This window comes from Ensifer sp. LC163 (assembly GCF_001695855.1).
Classification (GTDB): domain Bacteria; phylum Pseudomonadota; class Alphaproteobacteria; order Rhizobiales; family Rhizobiaceae; genus Ensifer.
The window spans coordinates 1-23,338 of sequence record NZ_MBSS01000015.1 but is presented as its reverse complement, the minus strand read 5'-3'; the positions used below and the strand labels follow the sequence as shown (position 1 = coordinate 23,338).

The window sequence follows — 23,338 nt, the reverse complement described above, 5'->3', positions numbered from 1 at the left end:
CGTTGACCAATAGACGGTGGCGTCGCCTTAACCGATTGGTGCTGATTGGAATGGTATCCGAGCGCCATGACCGAAGTCCCGATCACCCGCTACAGGCGCCATCGCTTTCCTGCCGAGATTATCGCCCACGCGGTATGGCTCTATTATCGGTTCCCGTTGAGCCTGCGCGACGTCGAAGACTTGCTTGCCGAACGCGGCATCGATGTCTCGTTCCAAACCGTCTCGGAGTGGGCCGCAAAGTTCGGTCTCAAATTCGCTTATCAATTCCGGCGGCGGTCGCGGGGCAGCTTTACCGACAAGTGGCACCTCGATGAAATGGTCGTATCCATCAAGGGGAAGAAATATTGGCTGTGGCGCGCCGTCGATGCCAATGGCTACATTCTCGACGCTCTCCTTCAAAGCCACAGGAACAGGAAGGCCGCTCTCCGGCTGGTGCGCAAGCTGCTGAAAAGCCAGGGCGCCGTGCCACGGGTGATGGTGACCGACAAGCTGCGCTCCTACTCGGCCGCCAAGGCTGAATTTATTCCGAGCGTCGAGCATCGCTCACACAAAGGGCTCAACAACCGTGCTGAGAATTCTCACCTTCCTGTGCGCCGACGAGAGCGGCGCATGATGCGCTTCAAGTCGCCGCGACAATGCCAACGTTTCGTCTCAGCCCATAGCCAGATTGCCAATCTTTTCCATCTTCATCGAAAACATCTGACCGCCGCCGATTATCGCCAACTTCGTGCCCATGCCGTCACGACCTGGAGAGAGGTCACCTTGTCGATCGAGGCCTGAAAGCAATGCAGAAGGCTCCCTTGCACCGCGCAATCAATTAAGGCGACGCCACCCGCGGTTGCCGAGGCGGCGGAAGTCGACAGTGTTGCCGCCATAAGCTGACGGCGATGGTGACGTGTTCGGTGTTCGGCGCGGGCACCTTGAGGTCCCAGATGCCGAGCACGCCGAGCCACCAGCAGAAATCCTTGCCGCGATAGCGCCGCGGCGGATGGTCGTGCGGGCCGATGGAAAGGTAGACGCGGCGGCCTGCGCGCAAGAGTTCGTCGGCGATCTGCGTGCCGGAGGATCCGGCGCCGATCACCAGCACCGCGCCCTCGGGCATCTGGCCGGGATTGCGAAGTAATCTGCCACCTGCTCCTTGGGGGCGAAGGCGTCGTCTTCGAGGCCGGGGAAGGTCATGCCAGGAAAGCGGTCGTGCCAGGCGGGGCCGTTTGCGACGAGGCTGTCCCAGCGGGCGGTGCGCCAGCTCTCGGCGATGCGGGCCTTTTCGAGAACGAGATGGGGAATGCCGCGCTTGCCGAGATGTTCGCTCATCGCGACGCCCGCCTGGCCGGCGCCGATGACGAGCGTATCCACTTTTTCCACTGCCATGTCGCTTTCCTTCCCATTCCCCGGAACGCCAGCCCTGCGGCCAGCCTTTGCCGATGTGTAGTGGAAGGAAAAAAGCGCTGACATGAGCGTTTGGTTCAGCGTTGATTAGGCGGCCGCTAAGCCGCGCGGAATGCTACGCTGCAATGTATACAATTTGCCGGCGTATACTGCGGGATTTATGGAATAATTTGCTAATATTCCGAGGTAATATCCCGAAAAAAATTAGGCGCCGCATACGATCTTATGCTGCAATGCGCATAAGGAATTCACGATCCAGAGGGTCGAAGCGGGCTTTGATCTCCCTGATTGGAGAAACGGAATTTGTAGAAGATGTTATAAATCAATAAGATATATTGCACCATGCAGAGCCAGAAGCAATTCCGTGAATGAGGGCAGGGCCACCTCCGACAGGTTCAGATGCGCGCGCACGCAAATGGCGTGGCGTACCAAATTGTATCCGAATATTTTTCAAATTTGCATACAATATTGACAATTGTGATATCATGCATGACGCTTGGTGAAACGCCCAAGAGGAAAACATGACCCAAGCGTCCAGTCCCCCCGCGGTTTCCATCAGAAATGTTGCCAAGAGTTTCGGGAAGGGCATCTACGCCTTCCGCGTGCTGGACGATGTGTCGCTCGATATCGGACGGCGCGAGTTCTTCACGCTGCTCGGCCCCTCGGGCTGCGGCAAGACCACGCTGCTCCGGCTGATCGCGGGGTTCGAGACGGCCGATAGCGGCGCGATCTCCATCGAGGGTGAGGACGTTACCGCCCGCCCACCCTTCCACCGCCCGGTCAACACCGTGTTCCAAAGCTACGCCCTGTTCCCGCACCTGACGGTGGAGCAGAACGTCGCCTTTGCGCTGGAAGAGCAGGGCATGGCCCGCGACGCCATCCGCAAGCGTGTCGGCGAGGCGCTGGAAATGATGCGAATGGGCAGTTTCGCCAAGCGCAAGCCGGCGGAACTTTCCGGTGGTCAGCAGCAGCGCGTGGCGCTTGCTAGGGCGCTTGCACCGCGGCCGCGGGTCCTCCTGCTCGATGAGCCGCTGTCGGCGCTCGACCTGAAACTGCGCAAGGAAATGCAGATCGAACTGAAGATGCTGCAGGAAGAGGCGGGCATCACCTTCCTCTTCGTCACGCACGATCAGGAGGAGGCGCTGACGCTCTCCGACCGGGTCGCCGTCATGCAGTCGGGTCGCATCCTCCAGATGGGACCGCCGCGCGAGATCTACGAGACGCCGACGCACCGTTTCGTCGCCGATTTCATCGGCGATATCAACCTCCTGGATGGCGAGGCGCTGCCAGGCGGCGGTGTCCGCCTCGAGGGCGGTACCGTGCTGTCCGCCCCGCACAATGCGTCCGGCAAGGTGACGGTCGCGATCCGCCCCGAGCGTGCCCGGCTGGCGCCGGCGGGCGAGGGCGCACTGGAGGCGACGGTGGTGCACTCGGCCTATCTCGGCACGGCGATGCTGCACAAACTCGATCTTCCCGGCGGCGGCACGTTCCTGCTTCGCCAGTCCGATCCGACGGAGGCCGCGCCCGAAGCGGGAAGCCGCGTCGGCCTTGCGCTGCCCGCCGAAGCGCTGCGGGTGCTCGACCGATGAGCGCCGCGCTCCGCCGCTTCTTCCTCCTGTCGCCGGCCCTGGCAGTCATCCTCTTCCTGATCGGCGTGCCGCTCTGCCTGATGGCCTGGGTCTCGCTGCTCGACAAGGGCGGCACATCGGGCGTCGACTGGTCTTCCGCCCCCTCGTCCGCCAACTATGTCCGCCTTGCCTGGGAGGAGGATTTCGACGGCACGATGATCCTCAACACCAGCTATCTGGTGATCTTCCTGCGCTCGGTGTCGCTGGCCGCTGTCACTACCGTGCTCAGCCTCGCCTTCGGCCTGCCGGTGGCGCTGTGGATGGCGAGCCTCTCGCGCACCGGCCGCGACATCATGCTGCTGCTCATCACCATTCCGTTCTGGACGAACCTTCTGGTGCGCAACTACGCCTGGCTGATCATCCTGCGCGAGGACGGCTGGGTCTCCAGGTTCGTCAACATGATCTCGCCCTGGCCGGTGCAGCTGCTCTACAACGATGCGGCGGTGGCGATCGGCCTGACCTATTCCCTCCTGCCCTTCACCATCCTGCCGCTCTACACCGTCTTCGAGAAATTCGACTGGCGCTTGCTGGAGGCCGCGCACGATCTCGGCGCGACGCGCAAGCGGGCGCTGCTCCGCGTCGTGCTGCCCATCGCCACGCCCGGAATCGTGGCGGGCGCGCTGCTCGTCTTCATTCCCTGCCTCGGGGCTTTCGTCACGCCCGCCCTGCTCGGCGGCGGCAAGACGCTGATGCTCGGCAACATCATCCAGATGCAGTTCGGCGCTTCGCGCAACTGGCCATTCGGCGCGACGCTCGCCGTCGTGCTGCTCGCGATCATGCTCGTCGTCATGACCGCCATGGCGCTCTGGCGCAACAGGAGGACCGCATGAACCCGCAGCGTTTTCCCTTCACGCGCGAAACTTCGCTGTTCGTGCTGGCCTATCTCTATGTGCCCGTCGTGGTGCTGATCGCCTATTCGTTCAATGCCAACCGCACGGCGACGGTCTGGACCCACGCCTCCCTCGACTGGTACGGCCGCATCCTCGTCAACCCGTCGATCCAGTCGGCGGCGTGGAATTCGCTTGTCATCGCCGTCTCGGCGGCGACGGCGGCGACGGTCCTCGCGCTTCTCGCGGCTCTCGCCACCCGGCGTGCTTTCCTCGGCTGCGGAGCCTCCGAGGCGATCCTCAACATGCCGCTGATCCTGCCGGAGATCGCCGTGGCGGTCGCGACCCTGCTGCTCTTCGTCTCGCTCGGCGTGAAGCTCGGCCTCGGCGCGATGGTGGCCGCCCATACCGCCTTCTGCATTCCCTTCGCCTACCTGCCGATCCGCGCGCGGCTCGACGGCATCAGCGGCACCTATGAGGAAGCGGCGCACGATCTCTACGCCAATCGCTTCCGCACCTTCCGCCGGGTGACGATGCCGCTGCTCTGGCCCGGCGTCATGGCCGGCTTCACGCTCGCCTTCGTCACCAGCCTCGATGACTTCCTGACCTCGTTCTTCCTGGCAGGACCCGGCCTGACGACGCTGCCCGTCTACATTTTCTCCGCGATCCGGGCCGGCATCACGCCGGAGATCAACGCCATTTCGGCGGTGATGCTCGTCGTCTCGGTCCTGCTCGTGTCGCTTTCGTTTTTCCTCGGCCGCCTGCGCCGATAACCCTGGAGGAGCCTTGCAATGAACCTGAAATCCTGCCTCGGGGCGGCCATTGCGGCCGCCACCCTCTTCGTGCAACCCGCAGCGGCGCAAGATGCGGAAAAGACCCTCTATTTCTACAACTGGACCGACTATTACCCGGTCGAGCTGCTGGCGAAGTTCGAGAAGGAGACCGGTATCAAGGTCATCCTCGACGGATACGACAGCAATGAGACGCTGCTGGCCAAGCTGCAATCGGGCGGTGCGTCCTACGACGTCATCGTGCCGAGCGACTACGTCATCCCCGGCCTCCTCAAGGATGGGCTGCTTATGAAGATCGACACCCATTCCATGTCGAACTACGCGACGCTGAAGGACGCCTTCAAAAACCCGGATTTCGACCCCAAGCACGAATATTCCGCGCCCTATCTCTGGGGCGTGACGGGCATCGCCTATGACAGCGCCCAGGTGCAGGGCGGTAAGCTAGAGGATAGCTGGAAGGAATATTTCGAGCCGCGGCCGGAGCTGGAGGGCAAGATCGCCGCGCTCGATACGGGCAGCGACGAGATCCTCGCCGCCTCGCTCTATCTCGGCATTCCGCAGTGCACCGAGAGCAACGAGGACGCCGCCCACATCCTTAAGCTGCTCAAGGGGCTGAAGCCGAAGCTGAAGCTCTATTCCTCCGACAGCGTGGTCGACCGCATGGCCGCCGGCGAGGTGGCGATGTACCATGTGTGGAACGGCGCGACGGCCCGCGCCACCGCCCAGCGTGACACGATCCGCTTCATCTACCCGAAGGAAGGCACGCCGATGTTCCGCGACAATTTCGCGGTGCCGGCCAACGCGCCCCACCCGGAAAATGCGAAGATCTTCATCAACTGGATGATGGCGCCGGAAAATGCCGCCTTCGTTTCCAATTCCATCGCCTATGCCAATGCCACGAAGTCCGACCAGTTCCTGAGCGAGCAGTGGCGCAAGATGGACGCGATCAACATGCCGGAGGCATTCGCCTCGCGCCTCGTGCCGACGCAGGATTGCACCGGCAAGGCGCGTGAACTCCGCGACCGCATCTGGACGCGTCTTAAGGGCTGAGTGCCCGCAAACGAGAACGAGCGCGGCCTTGCGGGGCCGCGCTTCCGGCTGACAGGAGGCAGATATGACCGTTACGACCTATTCCAACCTCATCGACCCGGACGGGCAGGCGATCGGCATCCGCTGCGCCGGCGGCGTCATTGAGGCCGTCGGCCCCGGCGTCGATGCGCTCGATGCGGTGGACGGGGAAGGCAGGCTCGTCGTGCCGGCCTTTGTCGAGCCGCATATCCATCTCGACAAGATCCTGTGGGGCGAGCCGTGGCAGCCCGGCCCGCGTGTCGCGCGCCTGCGCGACTACATCGAAAACGAGCGCAAGGTGCTCGCCGCCGTCCCGACGCCGCCGGAGGTGCGGGCAGGGCGGATCCTGACTGAAATGCTGCGTCACGGCACCACCGCCGTGCGCTCCCATATCGACGTCGCGCCCGACATGGGGCTCTCCCATGTGGAGGCGATGTTCCGCGTGCGCGAGGAATGGCGCGACCGGGTGGACCTGAAGTTCGTCGCCTTCCCGCAGCAGGGCCTGCTTTCGCGGCCGGGCACGGCGGAGCTGATCCGCGCAGCCATCGACATGGGCGTGGAGACGGTCGGCGGGCTCGATCCGGCCGGCATCGACGGCGACCCGGACGGCCAGCTGCGCTTCGTCTTCGACCTCGCCGTGGAAAAGGGCGCGGGCGTCGATATCCACCTGCACGATACCGGTGATCTCGGCGCCTGGCAGGTCGAGCGCATCGCCGACTACGCCGAAGCGTCGGGCCTCACCGGCAGGGTGATGATTTCCCATGCCTATTGCCTCGGCATGATCTCCGAACGACGGCTCGACGCCATCGGGCGCCGCCTTGCGGACCTCAAGATATCGCTGATGACCTCGGCCCCCGCCGATATCGCTGTGCCGCCGGTCGAGCGGCTGACGGAACTCGGCGTCACCATCTGCTGCGGCTCGGACGGCATTCGCGATTCCTGGTCGCCGCTCGGCAATGGCGACATGCTGGAGCGCGCCTTCCTCACCGCCTATCGCTTCGACTGGAACCGTGACGAGGATTTCCGCCGGGCCCTGTCCTGCGCCACCGACGTCGCCGCCCGCGCCATAGGGCTTGAAAATTACGGCCTCCATGCTGGCGCCCGCGCCGATTTCGTGATGATCGAAGCCGTCAATGTGGGCGATGCGATCTGCCGCCGCCCCGCCGGCCGCCGGGTCGTGCGCTGCGGCACCATCATTTCCGCCTGAGGCGGCGGGCCGAACGACGTAGCGCGCCCTGCAGCGCACCCTGGCGAACAGCCTGCGCGTAAAGCCCGCATCGGTCTCGGCTCACGATCTCGACAGAAGGGTGCCGCTCCGGCCATAGCGCCGCACTCGCCACGCTCCGATCGTCAAGGATGTCGACAGCCGAGCGGCGCTCCAGGTCGACGATCATCGTGCCGTAGCGCCACGATCGCCGCCAGCTCCAGTCATCTATGCCGACGACGCGGATCGTGGAGACGCAGGGAGCTAGGGCGGCATCCCGCTTCATCTGCCGCAGGATCATGTCGTCGCCAACCGGCATGCCGAGCCGTCGCATCAAGCGTTCGCCAGGACGGCCGCCGGCGCTATGACCGAGCAGACCGACAATCTCCGCAACCCTCCTTGTCCGGCGCGCATAAGGGGAAGCAATCGTCGGCAGTCGGTCGGTGAACGTTTGTCATTCACATTGCTGATGCGCACACCGCCAGCGGCTCAACCGAAGCTTCACCGTCACGGTTCTGCCCTGGACCGACAGATCTTGGAGGCTTCGGGTGGACCAGCCATGGCGATGTCGGGTCCGCCGCCCGCAATCTGGGCAAGTGCCGAACGGCCCTTTGATCGGCGACTGTCAGCGTATGTGCCACCGCGCAAGGGCAGGCAGTCGGAAAAGCATGTCAGGGCGGCGCACCGAGAGCAGCCCTGAAATGTAGGCTTTTTCAATGGGATCTCGACGAGACGTTTAAGCGTGACGCAGATGCGTCAGCCGTGCCGGCATCCGGCAGACCGCTCTGACCGGCCCATTCCGCCCGGGCATCAATCGACCGTCAGCTTCAGGGTCTCGACGGCCACCCTCTCGACCTCGTTGCGCGTCAGCGCCTGCGGGCGGCAGGTGAAGGCCTCGTAAAGCTTCAACTGGTCGTCGTATTGCGGTGACTTCTCACCCGCGGGGCTGATGAAGCCGCTCTGGCCGGGCGGCGTCACCATGCAGACGGATGCCATGCCGTCCTTGAAGGTGATGAGGTCGCTCTGCGTGCCGCGGTTCATCGTCGTGCCGATCTCGATCCCTTCGTCCTCGCCGGCTTGGGCGATGCCGAGATAGTTCTTGGTCACGAAGACATGGTGCGGCAGCGCGATGCCGAGGGCGGTGGTGACTGTTTTACCGAATTTATTCAACATATTGGCTCCTCCTCTTGCCGATGTTTGAATGCGTATTTTTTGCTTAGGCGGCAATAAGCGTGCCGTCCTTTGCGACCTGAATGCCCTTGCGGTAGACCGCCCGTTGCACGGGGCGGGATGCGACGGCGTCGGCCGGCGTTTCGGCTCGCACCAAAAGGAAGGTGGCATCGCAGCCGGGCTCCAGGCCGTAGCCCGTGCTGGGCGAGGCCGACGCCGTTCGGCAGATCATTAAAGCCCATAATCAACGCCTGTATCGGCTGGCGCGGGCAGTGGTTCGCAGCAATGCAGATGCGGAGGAGGTTCTTCAGGAGGCTTATCTCCGGGCCTTTGCGAGTCTGGGGAGTTTCCACGGGGAATCGTCCCTCTCCACCTGGCTGTCGCGCATCGTGCTCAATGAGGCGTTAGCGCGGATGCGGTCGCAAAGGCGGCTGAAACGCACCGCTCCCTCCGCCCAGGCGGCCGGAGAGGCGCAGATCATTGCCTTTCCCGTGCCGGTATCCAACGACGATCCGGAGCGCACCATGGCCCAGCGACAGCTTCTGCATCTCGTCGAGCAGGTGACGGACGACCTCCCGCAGCCCTTCCGCGTCGTGTTCGTCGCCCGGGTGATCGAAGGGCTGAGCGTCGAGGAAACGGCGGCACTGCTCGACCTGCCGTCCGCCACCGTCAAGACGCGCCTTCACCGCGCGCGCAGGCTGGTCCGGGACCGGTTGGAGGCGCAGATCGGGCCGGTACTGCTCGATGCCTTTCCCTTCGCAGGCACGCGGTGCGATCGCCTAACCGAAGCGGTGCTCGCAAAACTCGGTCTCGAAAAATAGCGGGAACCTCGCCGGCGGCCCGGCATCCAATGTCGTGTCAATGCAAACAGGCGCCGGCGACACGACCGGCCAAGGAGATACCCGATGAAGACCTTTCTCACCGCCGCGCTCGGCGCGGTTTGCCTCGTCATGACCGCACCATTTGCGGACGCCGCCGACGCGCCGAGCGATCCGCAGATCGCCCATGTCGCCTACAGCGCCGGGGCGATCGACGTGGAGGCGGCCAAGCTCGCCCTGTCGAAAACGAAAAACCCGGATGTGCAAGCCTTCGCGCAGTCGATGCAGAAGGACCACGAGGCGGTGAATGAGCAGGCGTTGGCGCTGGTCAAGAAGCTGAAGGTGACGCCGCAGGATAACGCCACCAGCCAGGCCCTTGCCAAGGCGGCCGAGGAAATGCGCGCCGAACTCGTCAAGCTCGATGGCGCGGCCTTCGACAAAGCCTATATCGCGAATGAGGTCGCCTATCACAAGCAGGTCAATGCGGCGCTGGAGACACTGCTGATCCCTTCGGCGCAGAGTGCCGAGCTGAAGAGCTTGCTGGAAACCGGCCTGAAACTGTTCCAGGGTCATGAGCAACATGCCGAACATGTCGCGGCAGGCCTGAAATGACGACGGGGACTCTCAACCGGCGGCAATTGCTTCTCTCAGGCGCGGCTGTTCTCGCGGGCGGCCCGCTGGCCCGCGCCCATAACGGCACGGTCCACGTCGCCATCGAAAACCTCGCCTTCGTCCCGACCGAGGTCGAGGTTCGGGTCGGCGAGACGATCGAATGGACCAACAACGACCGGTTCGCCCATACCGCGACCGTCAAGGGCGGCTGGGAGGTGACCATTCCGCCCGGAACGAAGGCGACGCGAGTGGTCACGGCGAATGACAGCGTCAACTACTACTGCCGTTTCCACCCCAACATGAAGGGCCGGATCGTCACGACCGCATAGGTGTTTTCGCCGCTACACTCGAAAGCAGCAGGGACGGTCCGGCGGGCCGCCTCTGCTTTCTGTGGCGAGGCGGGCCATGGGTTGGAAGGAGGAGCCGTTCGGCCCAAGGCTCGCGCAGCCATTGTTCCGGAGCGAGGACCGGTCGTTAATCTGCGACGTGGCCTTGACGGTGAAGGTTCTTGCATCAGGTTCCGGTGCTGGGGGTCCAGTTCGGCGAGCTTGAAGTCGCCCATCATCATCACCGCTATGTCCTTCAAGCAGGCTGTTGAAAAAGGATCCGGTCTGGCGTCATTGGCCATGATTCATTGGCCTGGAAGAGATTCGGAGTTGATGGATGCGTGGCGGCGATAATCGGACGGGAAACCTTTTCGGCTACGTCGATCTCGAAGCGCGGGTTCGGCGCAATCATCGGTTGCGGGGCGATCCGGTTGATTGTGTTGCGCTTGCGGGAGAGTTTGCGGCGCTTTATTCGCCGATCGGGCGGCCATCGATCCCGCCTGGGAAGCTTCTACGGGCGATGCTGTTGCAGACGTTCCAGAGTTCTGGGTGTCGCGCTCACTGATGATCGCCGCCCATTGCCTCGTGCTTGCCGGACGCATCGGCGAAACCCGGGCCCATGCGGCCGGATCCGTCTCCAGAACCCGGGCTACCGAACGGAAAACTTCCTCGACGCTTTCCATTTCACCGCCGAAGTGATCGCCCGCTGTCGCGAAGCGACCGGTCTGATCGGCTTAACGGTCTGAGCGTGCTGACGATTGCCTTGAGCGTACGATCTGTGGCGCGACGTTCACCACGACGAGACAGCATCGGCGCGATCGTATCCAAATCGACGCCATGATCGGCTCGGGTCGTGGCTGAACGGCTTGGAGCGAAGAGCTTCCAAGGCGACAGGCTCAACCAAGTTGCTATTGCAAAGACCGACACAGGTCGAAACCTTCATTAAGCGTCAGAGTCCCAAATTTCCGCCCGCACTGCTGCCCTGCGCATGTCGAACGTCGAGGAGGACGGTCTCGCATGATCGCTCCGCTCAGTCGCCGCGAGCGCGAGGCTTTCCTAGACATTGCGCATAGCCTCTATGGCCTCAATCCAGACGTGGTCGGCGCCAGCCAGCGCCATGTCGCCCGCCAAAGGTATCGAGTCTTGCGATGCGGAGACGTGACACCTGATCGGGGGTGATCGCCGGATGCGCTAAGATTCTTGGCACGGTCGCGGTAGCTCGTTTCACGAGAGCTTCCTCGCTCAACAAAGTCTGTTGCCACTCGTGGGTCACTTCGGCGTCCTTTCGCGCAGCTGAAATCCTGGTTTAAGATCAAGCCGCGAAGACATCCTCCACGCCACACAAGGCTTCCGGCAGGACCTCTCTGCCTGCGTCATCAAAGGCACACAGTAGAAATATTCGAGCACCGTTCCAGACATAGCGGTAGTGAACTGACTGCGTATTCCGGTGATGCCGGACGGCTATTCCAATCTGAAGCCGGACAGTTGACGTGCCCCTGGGTCGTGTGTGTTTTTGACCTGAACCCATTTCGCGATCAAACCAGGGTTGTTTGGTCTGTGGTCACGGCTTTCTGTTTTCGCATACTCTCGCCGCTGAGCTCGATGCGATAGGCATTGTGTACGAGGCGGTCGAGGATAGCATCGGCAATGGTTGGATTGCCGATCATGTCGTACCAGTGATCGATGGGAACCTGGCTTGTGACGATGGTGGATCGCTTCTCGTAGCGGTCCTCGATGATTTCCAGGAGATCGCGACGCTGCTCGTCGTTGAGCTTCTCCGGACCCCAGTCGTCGAGGATGAGCAGGTCGGTCCTGGCCAGGGCCTTTAGGACCTTCGGATACCTGCCGTCGCCGCGCCAGGGCAAGTGTGGCGAAGAGCCTGGGGAGGCGATGATAGGCAACGGAGAGGTCCCCACGGCATGCCTTGTGTCCAAGAGCGCAGGCAAGCCAGCTCTTTCCGACGCCGGCGGGTCCGATCAACAGCAGGCTGTGGCGCTGCCTGACCCAGTCGCAGCCGGCCAGCTTCATGAAGAGATTGCGGTCGAGGCCGCGGGCGGCGGCATCATGCGGCCTTGGAGACGGCACCGTAGGCGAGCTTGCCCTTGTGGAACACCGCGTTGCGGGCAGGCAGGCGCGCAACCGCTTCAGCCGAGCAACTCGCCGGCAGGAGGTTGAAGCTCGCGTCGTCGCCGGCCTTCGGCCACGCCTGCTCGCCCTTGTCGTTCAGCGGAGTGACGAAGCCAGTCGCATAACCCAGCGTGCGGCTGATATCATACTCCGTGCTGCGATACTGGAGTCGGGCGATTTCGTTAGCTTTCTGCAGGATGTCGCAATTGCCAAACGAATTCCACCAGTCCATCACGCTGTCGGTGCCGCAGATTATCTCGATGCCGGCCTCATGCAGTTCGCGCAACGGCATGGAGCCCTTGCCCAACGGAACTGCGCTGGCCAGGGTGACGCCCAGCGCCTTCATGCGGGTCGCAATGTCGTTGAGTTCTTCCTTGGAGAGTTCGGCCAGCGAATAGGCGTGGCTGAAAGTCACATTACCTTGCAACTGCTTGTTCTTCTCCATGTGATCCATGATGCGATTGAACGCAGGAATGGCCGTCTCACGCGCCTCATGGATATGAACATCGATCCCGACGTTGAAATCGATGGCGAGCTGAACCGTCGTGTCAACGGACTTTTCCAGCGCATGATCGAAAGAGGTGGGGTCGACGCCGCCGACATAACTGACGCCGCCCGATTTTAGCGCCTCGCGCATCAGGCTGACGCTGTCGGAGGCCAGCAGACCGTGTTGTGGGAAGATGATGATCTTGGACTCGAGAGTATCCTTGAAACGATCGAGCGACGCCTTGAGGTGCTCGAGATTGCCCAGCTTGCTGACGGGATCGACGTTGCAATGGGTGCGGCAGACCGTGGTGCCGTGCGAATGCATCAGACGGATCATCGCAGCCGTACGCTCTTCGGCCGACGGCAGAAGCTTGGGCAGGAGATCACGCTCCTGGGCGACACGATCCGCCCGGCCATGCTGTGTGGGAAGCGTTGCCTCCCAGGGACCGCCATAGAAGGTCTTGTCCAAATGGATGTGCATGTCACGGAAGGTCGGCAGCAGGAGCTGGCCCTGCGCGTCAAAAGCCGCCGCGCCGGCCGGAACTTCCGCCTTCGCATCGAGGATCTCGGCGATCTTGCCGTCGGCGATGCGTAGCGTCTTCAACTCGGTATTGGTATGGGTGACGACGGGTGCATCGAGCCACGCCTTCTTTTCCTCGACAAAGCCGGTCTCAAGACGGACGTTGGACAGATAATAAGCGTTTGGCAGTTTCTCCACGTCGGTGACCGGGGTGGTGACAGTACTAACATCGATCGGTTTGGTCTCCGTTGCGCTAGCGCCGCTACTCAGGCCCACCCCCAGCACCAGACTTCCAGCCCCAACGCTGCCCATAAAACTGCGCCGAGACAGCCCCGATTGTGAATTGCCCATGTTCGCGTCCTTCTTGACAATGCGAGGAGACAATACCAACAAGATGGATAGTTTATTGTAGGGGTGGCGGCTGTCAATGGTCGAGGACCGACCAGGTAAGGGCCGGGTTGTGTCCAACCACCGGGCCGAGTCAGCCTCGCTTGTCGGGTATGCGAATGACCAAGAATGCATGCGGTGGTCGTTGCGCGGTGCCCATATGCTCATGCAGGTCCGGCTGGCAGACCCTCAATAGCGCGCTTCGTGATCGAATGCGGACGCCGTTTCGACTACCGGAACCGACCGTGCCACCGCCTCTCTGCCCTGCATCAGAGTGTCGAGCCATAACCTCCTGCATCGATGGCCTGCCACAGCCAGTGCTTTGTTCTCTTGATCATAACCACCATCTCATCGCACGTGTCGGCGAAGGCGCTTTGGACATTCATCGGATCCAGCGTGCGTATTCGCCGCCGAACTTTCCGGCCCACTCCGTGCCGGTCTGGAGGAGACCCCGATGCCGCGAACGGCGAGCATTTCCTCGGTTTGGCCCCGCCTGAGCGGAAGATGTAAATACTCGTTATTTGGGATCCTCAGTTGGAACGAACGGTACAGGCGCGCGACCTGCACGGCGCCTGCGACTACACGCCCTTTGAAGGCATGTCCGGAGTTGTCACGTTATCGAACGGTGAGCGAGCAATCCCGCCGGTTTTCCGAGATCAGGCAACGGCGCCGGTCACGGCTTTCCAATGCGCCATGGCGCGGATGCGATGAATGTGAGTGGCGAGCGCGGAACGATTGTGAAGCGGGGCAACGAATAGATTGCGGAGGGTCGAAAAGATCGAAATGAACCGTTGCAGTCCTCCGGCTGATCGGAAACCCTGCATAGCTCGCTCCCGTTTTCGTAGCGGCAGATGAGAATTCTCTGCCCGATTGTTCAAGCCCTAGTGGGACCGGTGCTCAACCGTCGGCATCAAGTCACGTTTGGCCGCACTATAGGAGCGGAGTTTATCGGTGATGATCCGCTTGGGCGGCAAGCCCTGCTTCGTCAGCAGCCTGAGTAGCAATCGCCTTGCAGCCTTGGTGTTGCGTTGGCTTTGGACGATCTCGTCGAGAACGTAGCCATCCTGATCAACGGCACGCCAAAGCCAGTGCTTTTGGCCGGCGATGGAAATCACCACCTCGTCCATGTGCCAGATGTCCTGGCGTGAAGGACGCTTGCGGCGCAGTTGCTTTGCATAGGCCGGTCCGAATTTCCGTCCCCATCGCCGGATCGTTTCATACGAGACGATGATCCCGCGCTCCAACAGCAGCTCCTCGACCAGCCGCAGGCTCAAGGGAAATCTGAAATACAGCCAGACCGCATGGGCGATGATCTGTTGCGGGAAGCGGTGGCGCTTGTAACTGATGAATGAATTCTTCATCCCACCGGTTCTATGCCTCGCCCACTGAAATCCCGTTTATGTGACAACACCGCGAGGACGGTACCGGAATGGGATTAGCGCAGGTGCGCACTTTCATGCAGATGGTCGGGGGCCATCTGCAGATTGCCAGCGAGCGAGGGACCGGAACCACGGTCGATCTGCTGTTTCCATCGACCGACGCGGCCGCTTAGGCCTCGATGTTGCCGTCGGAGATCGCGCGCAAGCCGGCAAGGGCCGGTCCCACGACACTCTCATCGGCATTTGCCGACCTCACCGAGTAAACCGGATAGGAGTATTGCGGCATGTCGGGTACGAGATGGAGCTCACCCACCGCTAAATGCGGCTCCACCGCGCTCATCCTGAAATAACCTGAACCGCCGCTCGCAAGGACATAGCCGAGAGCGAGGGGACCGAGATCGAAAGAGAGGTCCGGTGCGACATCTGGGAAATTCATGTCGTGTTGCCGCCCGAAATCTGGCCCCCAATCGATGTAGACGTAGCCCGTCTCCTCAAGGCGCTTCGCTTCCGGATCGGTTGTCACAAGCACGAGCTTTTCTTCCATCAGCAGGTCGATTCTAAGTCCGGGGCGATGCTGGGGAGCATACATGATCGCCACGTCGACCATTCCCGAGGCGACCTGATTGATCAGATCCTGGGGCACGTCGACATGGACGCGAAGCGCGATATCGGGAAGAAACCGGCGAATCCATCTGACCCAGCTCAGCAGCAGTGGTTGCGCAAGAGTGACTTCGCTGCCGACCGTCAGCACCGCCCGGCGCCCTGCCGGCACTGCGACCTGTTGACGGGTGCGCTGCCATAACTGGACAAAGATTGGCGCGTGGCGCAGGAACTGCTCGCCCGCCGGCGTCAGTGACGCGCCGCCCTTGTTCCGAATGAACAGCGGCCGGCCAAGCAGTTGTTCGAGGTGGCGAATCCGCGCGCTGACCGTCGTCTGAGCAACGTTCAAGCGCTCCGCGGCTCGAATAAAACTTCCCGTTGAAACTATTTCCAAGAACGTCCGGGCGAGCTCAATGTCCATCAAAGTATAGCATAAAAGTTGCGCTTAAATGTCAATCAAATTCGTTTGCTAGATACTAGCTGGTCCGTAAGCTTGGGTGAAATCCACCAGTCGTGCGCCGCATGCTGCGTAGCTACTCAACCGGCGCGTCTGGGCCGGCAGTGAGCACTCAGCCAAGGTATTGCGGGACGAGCCAGTTGGCGCGGGGTCGCCACGGCCGACACCCGCGTCGCGATCCTGACACTTTCGGGAGGGCAGTTTTATCGATGTTCCAGCAAGATTTCCTTGAGGACAACAGCATCGTTGTGCCTCTCGTCGCGCGCCGCGTAGACAAGAGTGATCGGGCCGTTAAGCGCCAGGCTGCGCAACCGATCAAATTCTTCGCGATGCGCCTCGATCTCCGCGGTGTATCGCCGGCGGAATTCCGCCCATCGGGAGGGATCGTGAGCGAACCATTTCCGCAGCTCAGTGCTTGGCGCCAGTTCCTTCGCCCAATAGTCAATTGCCGCATCGGTCTTCCTGACTCCGCGCGGCCACAGCCGGTCAACCAAGACACGCTTGCCGTCACTGTCCGTCGGACTCTCATAGGCACGCTTCAGTTTGACGTCCTTCTCGGAGATGCTCATGCCCGTGCTCCCTCGCCTGCCTTCGCAGACATAGGGCGCGCGTTCACATCTGCCACGACCAAATCACCTCGAAAATCGCGTTGCCAACGCATCACGCGACTATGCCAGGAGAAAAGCGATGAAGTTCTTTGTCGACACAGCCGATATTGCCGAAATCCGCGGGCTTGCCTCCGCAGGCGTTGTCGACGGGGTGACCACCAACCCGTCGTTGATCGCAAAGACCGGCCGACCGATCCGGGAGGTCATCAAGGAAATCTGCACGGCGATCGAGGGCCCGGTCTCAGCGGAGGTCACCGCGACTGAGTTCGACGGTATGGTCGCCGAGGGGAAGCAGTTGGCCAGCATAGCTGCCAATGTGGCCGTCAAGGTGCCATCCACCTGGGATGGGTTCAGGGCTTGCCGGGCACTCAGCGAACGCGGGCTGAGGATCAATGTGACCCTCTGCTTTTCAGCCAACCAGGCTTTGCTCGCGGCGAAAGCCGGTGCGGCCTACATCTCGCCTTTCGTCGGACGGCTGGACGATATCGGCCTCGATGGCATGGAAGTCGTCCGGGAAATCCGGGCGATCTACGACAACGACAAGTCCTTCAATACGGAAATTCTGGCGTCCTCAATTCGCACGCCTCTGCATGTCACACAGGCTGCAATGGCAGGCGCCGATATTGCGACGGTGCCACCGGGAGTACTTAGGAATCTGGCCAAACATCCGCTCACCGAGAAGGGACTGGCGTCCTTCCTCGCCGACTGGGGCAGGACGGGGCAAGTCATTCTTTAGTGATGTCCTGTTCGCCGCTTGTCATGAGCGATCCAGCAGAAAAACTGCACGCAATGGACGATTATATTCGTTTGCTTAACAAACGCAGCGGCCACAAACTGGCTGGCGAGATCAAAGGCCGCGACCCGCAAAGGAGCTTTCAGCCCTCGCAGCGGGCGCCATCTCGATAGCCAAGGAGAACCGAATGGCTGCTGAGCACAGAAGCATGACTAGGCCTGATCTGGCGCGGGGCATCAGACTTGCCGATCTTCCTGACGGCAGCCAGCTGGTCGGCCATTGCGGCGATGCGCAGGTGCTGCTTGTGCGCCGCGGGGCTGAGATTTTCGCCGTTGACGCGCATTGTACGCACTACAGCGGTCCGCTCGCCGACGGGCTGGTGGCCGGCGACACCGTCCGCTGCCCATGGCATCACGCATGTTTCAGCTTGAGGACCGGGGAGGCCCTGCGCGCACCCGCCTTCAGGTCGCTGGCATGCTGGTGGGTGGAACAGCGCGACGGCCATATTTTCGTCGTCGGCCAGCGCAAGCATGCGGAAGCGGCAACGAGCGAGCGTCCCGTCGAGGCAATGCCGGAGAAGATCGTCATCGTCGGCGGCGGCGCGGCCGGCTTTGCCGCCGCGGAAATGCTGCGGCGAGAGCAATATGCCGGCAGCATCGTCATGCTCAGCGACGACGAGGCGCCGCCTGTCGACCGGCCGAACCTTTCCAAGGACTACCTTGCCGGCAAGGCGCCGGAGAGCTGGGTCCCACTGCGGGGGGAGAGCTATTATTCCAAGAACCAGATCGACCTGCGTCTCGGGACGCAAGCGGTTCGCATCGAACCGCGGACCCGCGAGGTCATCCTCGCAGGCGGATACTCGGTCCCTTATGACAGATTGCTGCTGGCGACCGGTGCAGAGCCGGTTCGCCTGACGATTCCGGGTGCCGACCAGCCCCATGTTCACACGCTGCGCTCGCTCGCCGACTGCCGGGCCATAATCGAGCAGGCCGCGACGGCCCGCCGGGTGGTCGTGCTTGGAGCGAGTTTCATCGGCCTCGAAGTCGCCGCGGCCCTGCGCGCTCGCGGCGTCGAAGTCCATGTCGTCGCACCCGACAAGCACCCAATGGGGCGGGTCCTGGGTCCGCAGATGGGCGACTTCATCCGGACCCTTCACGAGAAGAACGGAGTCGTTTTCCACCTCGAGGAGACTGCAAGCAGCATCAATGGCGGCGAGGTGAAGCTTCGCAGCGGCGACACGCTGGCCGCCGACCTCGTTGTCGCCGGCATCGGCGTACGGCCGCGGACGGGGCTCGCCGAAACGGCAGGGTTGGTAACGGACCGCGGCATCGTCGTGAATGGATTTCTGGAAACCAGCGAACAGAGGATCTTCGCGGCCGGTGACATCGCGCGCTGGCCCGATCCCCATAGCGGAGAGAACATTCGCGTCGAACATTGGGTGGTGGCCGAACGGCAAGGGCAGACCGCGGCGCTCAATATGCTCGGCCGGAGCGAGAAGTTTACAGCCGTGCCGTTCTTCTGGAGCCAGCACTACGACGTCAGCATCAATTATGTCGGCCATGCGGAACGATGGGACGAAATCATGGTCGAAGGCGACATAGCCGGCAGGGACTGTCTGCTGCGCTTCAAGCGCGACGGACGCGTACTGGCTGCCGCTTCGATATCCCGTGACATCGAAAATCTGATGATCGAGCTGGCGATGGAGCATGAAATGGCCTTCTGACGACAAGACAGGCGCCGAAGGCTCGGGCACCGCCACAGCGAAGAAGAGGAGTTGAACTATGCCAACGTTGCCCGATCGTGATCTGGCTGCCGGCGTGCATATGCCCGCGCCCGCCAGGCATTACTCAAGGTCAATCATTTTCATCGACGAGATCGCCAAGCACGAGCCGCACGGGACGTCTACCTCGGTCGATATCTTCTCGCACGATGGCAACAAATGGTACTGCCAGGTCCGTTGCGGCGAACAGAAGACCCGGCCAATGGGGCCCTTCACCAAACGACAGGCGGAGCGGGTTCAGGAGGCCCGCAGGACGCGGATCGCGCAAAAGGGAACCGCGTGGCTCGTCTTCGAGCGAACCGGAGAGGACTGGTAATGACGCAAATTGAGCGAGTGGTAGTGGGGTGAAGAATCCTAACCAGCCTGCATTAAGTGTAAGAAGCCTTAGTGAGGCGACTCAGCGCTGATAGTGTATCGAAATGCAGTCGACCTGCGGAGCGAACCAATGTCCGCCTTGCCCGAAGTCCGGATGCTACGATGCCGCGAGCCGACGCAGTATCCAAGTTCCGACTGGCAGGCTGTCTATCGTCTAATAGCTGCAAAGGACCCGGATTTCGTCCTGCTTTCTCAACGACTCCGTCGTTTTCTGGCTCAAGGCGGTAGCTCCATTTCAGGACCGTGAGCCCTGGCACCAGAGAACCGAGCGGCCAGGGTAATCGACTAATCGAATTGAGATCCAGTTTATTTGCCGGAGCTGAGGCGTTCCGAGGAGTCATACCATGTCCAAGCGGCCGCAGTGTTATCTAACGACAAAAGACCATGCGATCCTTAGGGAAATTCTTGATCAGGCGCCTCGCGACAACGCCTACGGCCGATTGCTTAAAAGAAAGCTGGCGCAGGCGGAAATTTGCTCCGCTAGGAATGTCCCCGATGATGTCGTGACGATAAACAGTCGCGTGACCTTCTGCGTCGATGCAGGTGTTCCGAGAACAGCCAATGTGGTCCGGAATGAGAGCCAGGACTTTCCCAATTACACTGTCTCAGTAGAGTCGCTTTTGGGGTTGGGGCTGCTCGGCCTGAGAGCGGGTCGGGCAATTGCCGTGGAAACAGAAACGGGCGGCTTACAGAAGATCAATGTGATTAGGCTTGATTTCTAAGCTCTTAGCCTTCCAGGCACCTCAAAGGTGGTCACCTCGACGTTGCGGATCTCCTGCGCAAGGAACTAGCCTATACTGAAGGACTCCGCTCGTTGGTGGTAGTGGAGGAGGGGCCGGCAGAGGCCGTGATTCTGGCTGCTGTGGCCAGGGAGCGGGCCGAACTGACTGTGATCGGCATAGGAAGGACCGGCCCCCTGGCGCAAGGGCTGATCGGAAGCACCGCCACCACGCTCGCACGAACGTCCCCCGTCCATCTTCTGGTCGTCAAGAAGAAGGTGCTTGACACTGACGCTAGGGCAGCGGTGGCGACCGATCTGTCGGACTCATCTAAGCCCGCCCTGATATATGAGAGTCGCCCTGCAATGGTTTCCAGTTCGTAATCTGCCCCTTTTTCATGCGTTCGAACCCCCATATCGCGGCTGGGTGGATGACAGGGCGGCCTTCGACATCCAGTTCGAGGCGTCAGCGATCGCGCATGCCGGAACTTTGTCCAGGATGTGGCCGGCGAGAATGCGGACGCGAAATTCGATATCATTGCCCGGTGCGGAAATTCTGTGACCGGTGACACCCGGGCCCCGGTCGAGGGAGGCGCGAAGATCAGTTACACCGAGCCTGCGGCCCGCTCGCTGCATCATCAATCCAGCTACATCCGAGGCGCGCTGGGAGCGAACCACGCCGGGGGCAGTGCCAGATGAGCCGAGTGCTACCCTATCCGCGGCTGCACTCGTGTTGATGTGGATGCTGCTCACATCCTTCTCGCCCGGCCAGTTCCTCCTCGGAACGGCGATCGCGGCAGCGGCCTCGCGCGCGATGGTCCCGCTGCAGCGCGGCTCCAGGTGCTGCATTCTCAATGCGCCGCTGCGCGCACGTGCCAGGCCTTGCGCGGCGAGCGCTGCCGCTACCTGGAACAGACAGCGGCATGAGCGTTCATGTTGGAGTGAGACAACTGGAGGTCAGACCGACCGGACGTTTTCCGCTTTTGACTTCCCGGTCTTGCGGTCCTGTCCCAGCTCGTAGCTGACTTTCTGTCCGTCTCGAAGAGGTCCGGAGTCCTGCACCGCCGACACATGGACAAAAACATCTGCCCCGCCATTGTCGGGCGTGATGAAGCCAAAACCCTTGTCTTGGTTGAAAAACTTAACGGTACCGGTCGTCATGTTCATCCTCGTCAACTGAGCGGCCTGTGCGCCGCCGGCGGAGCTTATTCATAGCCCGGGCCGCCTGCAACCTTTCGCCAGTGCAAAAAGGGGAGCCAGCGCGCTCGGTGAGCCAATTGTCACCCGCGTCGGTCGAGGTCGATGTGTGCCGGAGAAAAAGCCCCGCCGATTAGGCGGGGCGAGGATCGCATCCAGATGGCTCGCTGGACGCGGGGGAAAACAGCCCCAACAGAAACGGGGACAAGTTATCGATGAAATCGACGGGAAGGGAAGGTCTGTTTCCCGGATTCCGGTACGGTTCGGCAAAAACAGAGGGCGCGCGGCTGAGCAACTCACTCCTTCGTGTCCACGCCGCGGATCATCCCGGCCTTTGACAGCGAGGTTGGGCGAGCAAGAGGTGATGCTGCCTTTGTGTTGCGCGACCCATCGCCTGTTCTCAGACTTTCATATTTCTGCTGGGCGTCCAATCTGTCCGCGTGCGAGACACTGGCGACGGGTGCTCCATTGACGTCATGGCGGACGGAACCTGGGCGTGCGATCGCAACCTGATAGCTCCTCGAGTACACGTAGGCTCCGATCGCCTTGCGCAATGTCGAGACGCTGATCTCCGGCTTCAGCAGGCATCGAATGTCATTCCAGAGACCGAGGGCGAATGGCCGGATCGGATCGCTAACCTTGCCGGGAAGGATGGCGATCGGCCGGGTGAGAAGCGCATTGATCGCCGCGGCTTTGAAGACGTCCTTCTCGCGTGCCACCACCGGGCCGGAGGTGTCTCGCAGAGATTTCGTTGGGAAGGGCTTCTCACGCATCACAGTTGTTACCCGCAGCAATCTGGCAATTGTCATGTATTGTCACGCCACACGAAAAGCCAGCGACGTCCGACCTCGGTGAAGACCTTAGCCGCACTGCTACGGAATGCGAGAACAGATCGCTGCACGCCTTATCTTCGTGGTAACGGATCGTCGAGGCGACGGCAGGCGATTGCCCCTGCCGCAGCAGGATCATCTTGTTGCCGCCTCGCTCAAAGCCGAGCCCGCAAGGCCACCAGCAATTCTTAACAAAATCGCCGCGCGCCGGAGACCCCGCTCGGGTTACGCCCTCGTGGCCGGCTTTTACTCTGCCGTCGACACCCTTGGGGTGGCAGATCTACTCCAATCTCTGCTTTATTCCCCACCGTGGGCATTGGCGTACCGTTGCGATAAGATCACGGTGGCGTTGAAACCCGATTCGGACGACTGAAGAGCCGAGTTCGAGGATCGACACCACTCCAGCCATCCGGTACAAGCGGGCCGTCCAAGTTGTGGCGGACCCGAGCCATGAGCCTGCCAAGGCGATGGCCACAGCCGGCCAGATGGGGTCTACGAGGCCCATCCGGCCGGCTGTCATGCCGATCAGTGCCAGCCTGCCAATCAGGGCCCGGTTGGCGGCCGCAGTCGCAACCGTCGCATACGCCCGCTGGTTCGGGGGCCTGATTGTCGGCGGCGGCATCGCGGTCCTGCCTTATAAAGGGATGGCGGCCTTCCCGGGCGCATCGAATATGATCTGGCATTGGTTGTCGCGTCCTGATCGGCGCCTTCGCCCTGCCGGCCGGCGTGCAAGGCCGCTATTTTTGACCGCTCGGTTTCCGACAGAACCTCGTAAACTGACCCTGTTGCAAAAATGTCGGCCTGAAGCATCAACCAGGAGCCCGTTCTGCACCCGCCATCGCGCTTTGCAACAGGGCCGGGGAGCTCGAATCGCCGCCCGTCACGCGCCGGAACGCCTCGATCGGTTGCGGCCGGCCAAGGAAATAGCCCTGTATTTCCTGGCAGGCCTCGGCGTCGAGGAATGCGTGCTCTCCGGCCGTCTCGACGCCTTCGGCCAGCACAGGCAGCTCAAGACCCCGCCCGAGACCGAGGACGGCGCGCACGATGGTGGCCGCCTGGTTGCTTTCGTCGACCGCCGGTCAGTGCGGCATCGCGGGCGATCTGAAGGAGAGTTCGCGACGTCGCCACTCCCACCGGATCGACGCCAACGAACCATGCTGTGATGCCGATAACGGCGACCAGCGCATTGGTAAAATCCGAAACCCTGAGGCTTCGCCAATCCTGAAGCGTGATAGCTGTCATGCAGCCAGCAAGGAGCACCGACAGAAATATTCGTGCCGCTTCGAGGGTTGCGAGCCCAACCACGAG

General features: G+C 61.8%; 21 protein-coding genes and 7 pseudogenes. 17 read left to right on the top strand and 11 right to left on the bottom strand.

Annotated elements, in window-relative coordinates:
* Positions 1-66 precede the first annotated feature (66 nt).
* The gene (locus tag BC360_RS15240) at positions 67-780 is read left to right on the top strand and encodes an IS6 family transposase (protein ID WP_065795780.1); all 714 of its coding nucleotides are present in this window, start codon (positions 67-69) and stop codon (positions 778-780) included.
* A 51-nt stretch (positions 781-831) separates the two neighbouring features.
* Here BC360_RS15240 and BC360_RS30770 read toward each other — a convergent pair.
* Positions 832-1,371: pseudogene (locus BC360_RS30770) on the bottom strand (hypothetical protein); the annotation flags it as partial.
* 539 nt (positions 1,372-1,910) lie between these two features.
* Here BC360_RS30770 and BC360_RS15225 point away from each other — a divergent pair.
* The 5 genes from BC360_RS15225 to BC360_RS15205 all read left to right on the top strand — a co-directional run bounded on the left by BC360_RS15225 (position 1,911) and on the right by BC360_RS15205 (position 6,910).
* On the top strand, positions 1,911-2,978 hold the full coding sequence (locus tag BC360_RS15225; protein WP_065795777.1) for an ABC transporter ATP-binding protein: 1,068 nt from the start codon (positions 1,911-1,913) through the stop codon (positions 2,976-2,978).
* Positions 2,975-3,847 carry an ABC transporter permease gene (locus BC360_RS15220; RefSeq protein WP_065795776.1) on the top strand — a complete coding sequence of 291 codons (873 nt, stop codon included), beginning with the start codon at positions 2,975-2,977 and terminating at the stop codon, positions 3,845-3,847. Before BC360_RS15225 ends, BC360_RS15220 begins: the two co-directional genes overlap by 4 nt.
* On the top strand, positions 3,844-4,617 hold the full coding sequence (locus BC360_RS15215) for an ABC transporter permease (protein WP_065795775.1): 774 nt from the start codon (positions 3,844-3,846) through the stop codon (positions 4,615-4,617). Before BC360_RS15220 ends, BC360_RS15215 begins: the two co-directional genes overlap by 4 nt.
* 18 nt (positions 4,618-4,635) lie before the next feature.
* Entirely contained in the window at positions 4,636-5,685 is a 1,050-nt protein-coding gene (locus BC360_RS15210) for an extracellular solute-binding protein (RefSeq protein WP_065795774.1), read from the top strand.
* Positions 5,686-5,749: 64 nt separating this feature from the next.
* On the top strand, positions 5,750-6,910 hold the full coding sequence (locus tag BC360_RS15205; protein ID WP_065795773.1) for an amidohydrolase family protein: 1,161 nt from the start codon (positions 5,750-5,752) through the stop codon (positions 6,908-6,910).
* Between the two features lie 28 nt (positions 6,911-6,938).
* Here the strand turns inward: BC360_RS15205 and BC360_RS30765 are convergent.
* A pseudogene (locus BC360_RS30765) lies at positions 6,939-7,523 on the bottom strand (transposase family protein); the annotation flags it as partial.
* A gap of 194 nt (positions 7,524-7,717) precedes the next feature.
* A complete protein-coding gene (locus tag BC360_RS15195) occupies positions 7,718-8,080 on the bottom strand; it encodes a hypothetical protein (RefSeq protein WP_065795772.1) in 363 nt (120 codons plus the stop codon).
* A gap of 194 nt (positions 8,081-8,274) precedes the next feature.
* On the opposite strand from BC360_RS15195, the gene BC360_RS15185 reads away from it, so the two are divergent.
* The 4 genes and pseudogenes from BC360_RS15185 to BC360_RS30760 form a co-directional block, all read left to right on the top strand.
* Positions 8,275-8,898: an RNA polymerase sigma factor gene (locus BC360_RS15185; protein ID WP_065795770.1), complete on the top strand. Its 624-nt coding sequence runs from the start codon at positions 8,275-8,277 to the stop codon at positions 8,896-8,898.
* An 84-nt stretch (positions 8,899-8,982) separates the two neighbouring features.
* Positions 8,983-9,507 (top strand): DUF4142 domain-containing protein, encoded by a 525-nt coding sequence (locus tag BC360_RS15180; protein ID WP_065795769.1) that lies wholly within the window; start codon positions 8,983-8,985, stop codon positions 9,505-9,507.
* Entirely contained in the window at positions 9,504-9,836 is a 333-nt protein-coding gene (locus BC360_RS15175; protein WP_083222569.1) for a cupredoxin domain-containing protein, read from the top strand. The genes BC360_RS15180 and BC360_RS15175 overlap by 4 nt, the downstream gene beginning before the upstream one ends.
* 334 nt (positions 9,837-10,170) lie before the next feature.
* Positions 10,171-10,377: pseudogene (locus BC360_RS30760) on the top strand (IS5/IS1182 family transposase); the annotation flags it as partial.
* A gap of 991 nt (positions 10,378-11,368) precedes the next feature.
* Here the strand turns inward: BC360_RS30760 and istB are convergent.
* The 3 genes and pseudogenes from istB to BC360_RS15160 all read right to left on the bottom strand — a co-directional run.
* Positions 11,369-11,885, bottom strand: a pseudogene (gene istB / locus BC360_RS15170) (IS21-like element helper ATPase IstB); the annotation flags it as partial.
* Between the two features lie 10 nt (positions 11,886-11,895).
* Complete coding sequence (locus BC360_RS15165; RefSeq protein ID WP_244512734.1) at positions 11,896-13,434, bottom strand: amidohydrolase; 1,539 nt, start codon at positions 13,432-13,434, stop codon at positions 11,896-11,898.
* Positions 13,435-14,009: 575 nt separating this feature from the next.
* Positions 14,010-14,714, bottom strand: a pseudogene (locus BC360_RS15160) (IS6 family transposase).
* Positions 14,715-14,776: 62 nt separating this feature from the next.
* Here BC360_RS15160 and BC360_RS33150 point away from each other — a divergent pair.
* Positions 14,777-14,905: pseudogene (locus BC360_RS33150) on the top strand (two-component sensor histidine kinase); the annotation flags it as partial.
* Here the strand turns inward: BC360_RS33150 and BC360_RS15155 are convergent.
* Together BC360_RS15155 and BC360_RS15150 are read right to left on the bottom strand one after the other, a co-directional pair.
* Entirely contained in the window at positions 14,902-15,753 is an 852-nt protein-coding gene (locus tag BC360_RS15155) for a LysR family transcriptional regulator (protein WP_065795767.1), read from the bottom strand. The pseudogene BC360_RS33150 and the gene BC360_RS15155 sit on opposite strands and share 4 nt — an antisense overlap.
* Before the next feature lie 239 nt (positions 15,754-15,992).
* Positions 15,993-16,358 carry a DUF488 domain-containing protein gene (locus BC360_RS15150; RefSeq protein WP_065795766.1) on the bottom strand — a complete coding sequence of 122 codons (366 nt, stop codon included), beginning with the start codon at positions 16,356-16,358 and terminating at the stop codon, positions 15,993-15,995.
* Positions 16,359-16,476: 118 nt separating this feature from the next.
* Between BC360_RS15150 and fsa the strand changes: the two genes are divergently transcribed.
* The 5 genes from fsa (at position 16,477) to BC360_RS33145 (ending at position 20,387) form a co-directional block, all read left to right on the top strand.
* A complete protein-coding gene (gene fsa, locus BC360_RS15145; protein WP_065795765.1) occupies positions 16,477-17,133 on the top strand; it encodes a fructose-6-phosphate aldolase in 657 nt (218 codons plus the stop codon).
* A gap of 184 nt (positions 17,134-17,317) precedes the next feature.
* On the top strand, positions 17,318-18,853 hold the full coding sequence (locus tag BC360_RS15140) for an FAD-dependent oxidoreductase (RefSeq protein WP_065795764.1): 1,536 nt from the start codon (positions 17,318-17,320) through the stop codon (positions 18,851-18,853).
* A 58-nt stretch (positions 18,854-18,911) separates the two neighbouring features.
* Positions 18,912-19,226, top strand: coding sequence for a hypothetical protein (locus BC360_RS15135; RefSeq protein ID WP_065795763.1), 315 nt, complete (start codon positions 18,912-18,914; stop codon positions 19,224-19,226).
* A 403-nt stretch (positions 19,227-19,629) separates the two neighbouring features.
* Positions 19,630-20,007 (top strand): GreA/GreB family elongation factor, encoded by a 378-nt coding sequence (locus BC360_RS15130; protein WP_065795762.1) that lies wholly within the window; start codon positions 19,630-19,632, stop codon positions 20,005-20,007.
* Positions 20,008-20,060: 53 nt separating this feature from the next.
* Positions 20,061-20,387 carry a universal stress protein gene (locus tag BC360_RS33145; protein ID WP_083222567.1) on the top strand — a complete coding sequence of 109 codons (327 nt, stop codon included), beginning with the start codon at positions 20,061-20,063 and terminating at the stop codon, positions 20,385-20,387.
* Positions 20,388-20,960: 573 nt separating this feature from the next.
* Here the strand turns inward: BC360_RS33145 and BC360_RS15115 are convergent.
* The 3 genes and pseudogenes from BC360_RS15115 to BC360_RS15100 all read right to left on the bottom strand — a co-directional run.
* The gene (locus tag BC360_RS15115; protein WP_065795759.1) at positions 20,961-21,164 is read right to left on the bottom strand and encodes a cold-shock protein; all 204 of its coding nucleotides are present in this window, start codon (positions 21,162-21,164) and stop codon (positions 20,961-20,963) included.
* 332 nt (positions 21,165-21,496) lie between these two features.
* Positions 21,497-21,973 (bottom strand): ProQ/FINO family protein, encoded by a 477-nt coding sequence (locus tag BC360_RS15110; RefSeq protein ID WP_065795758.1) that lies wholly within the window; start codon positions 21,971-21,973, stop codon positions 21,497-21,499.
* 866 nt (positions 21,974-22,839) lie between these two features.
* Positions 22,840-23,106 (bottom strand): annotated as a pseudogene (locus BC360_RS15100) (EAL domain-containing protein); the annotation flags it as partial.
* Between BC360_RS15100 and BC360_RS32520 the strand changes: the two are divergent.
* A partial coding sequence (locus tag BC360_RS32520; protein ID WP_208858181.1) for a hypothetical protein occupies positions 23,075-23,338 on the top strand: 264 nt, incomplete at its 3' end. The pseudogene BC360_RS15100 and the gene BC360_RS32520 overlap by 32 nt on opposite strands.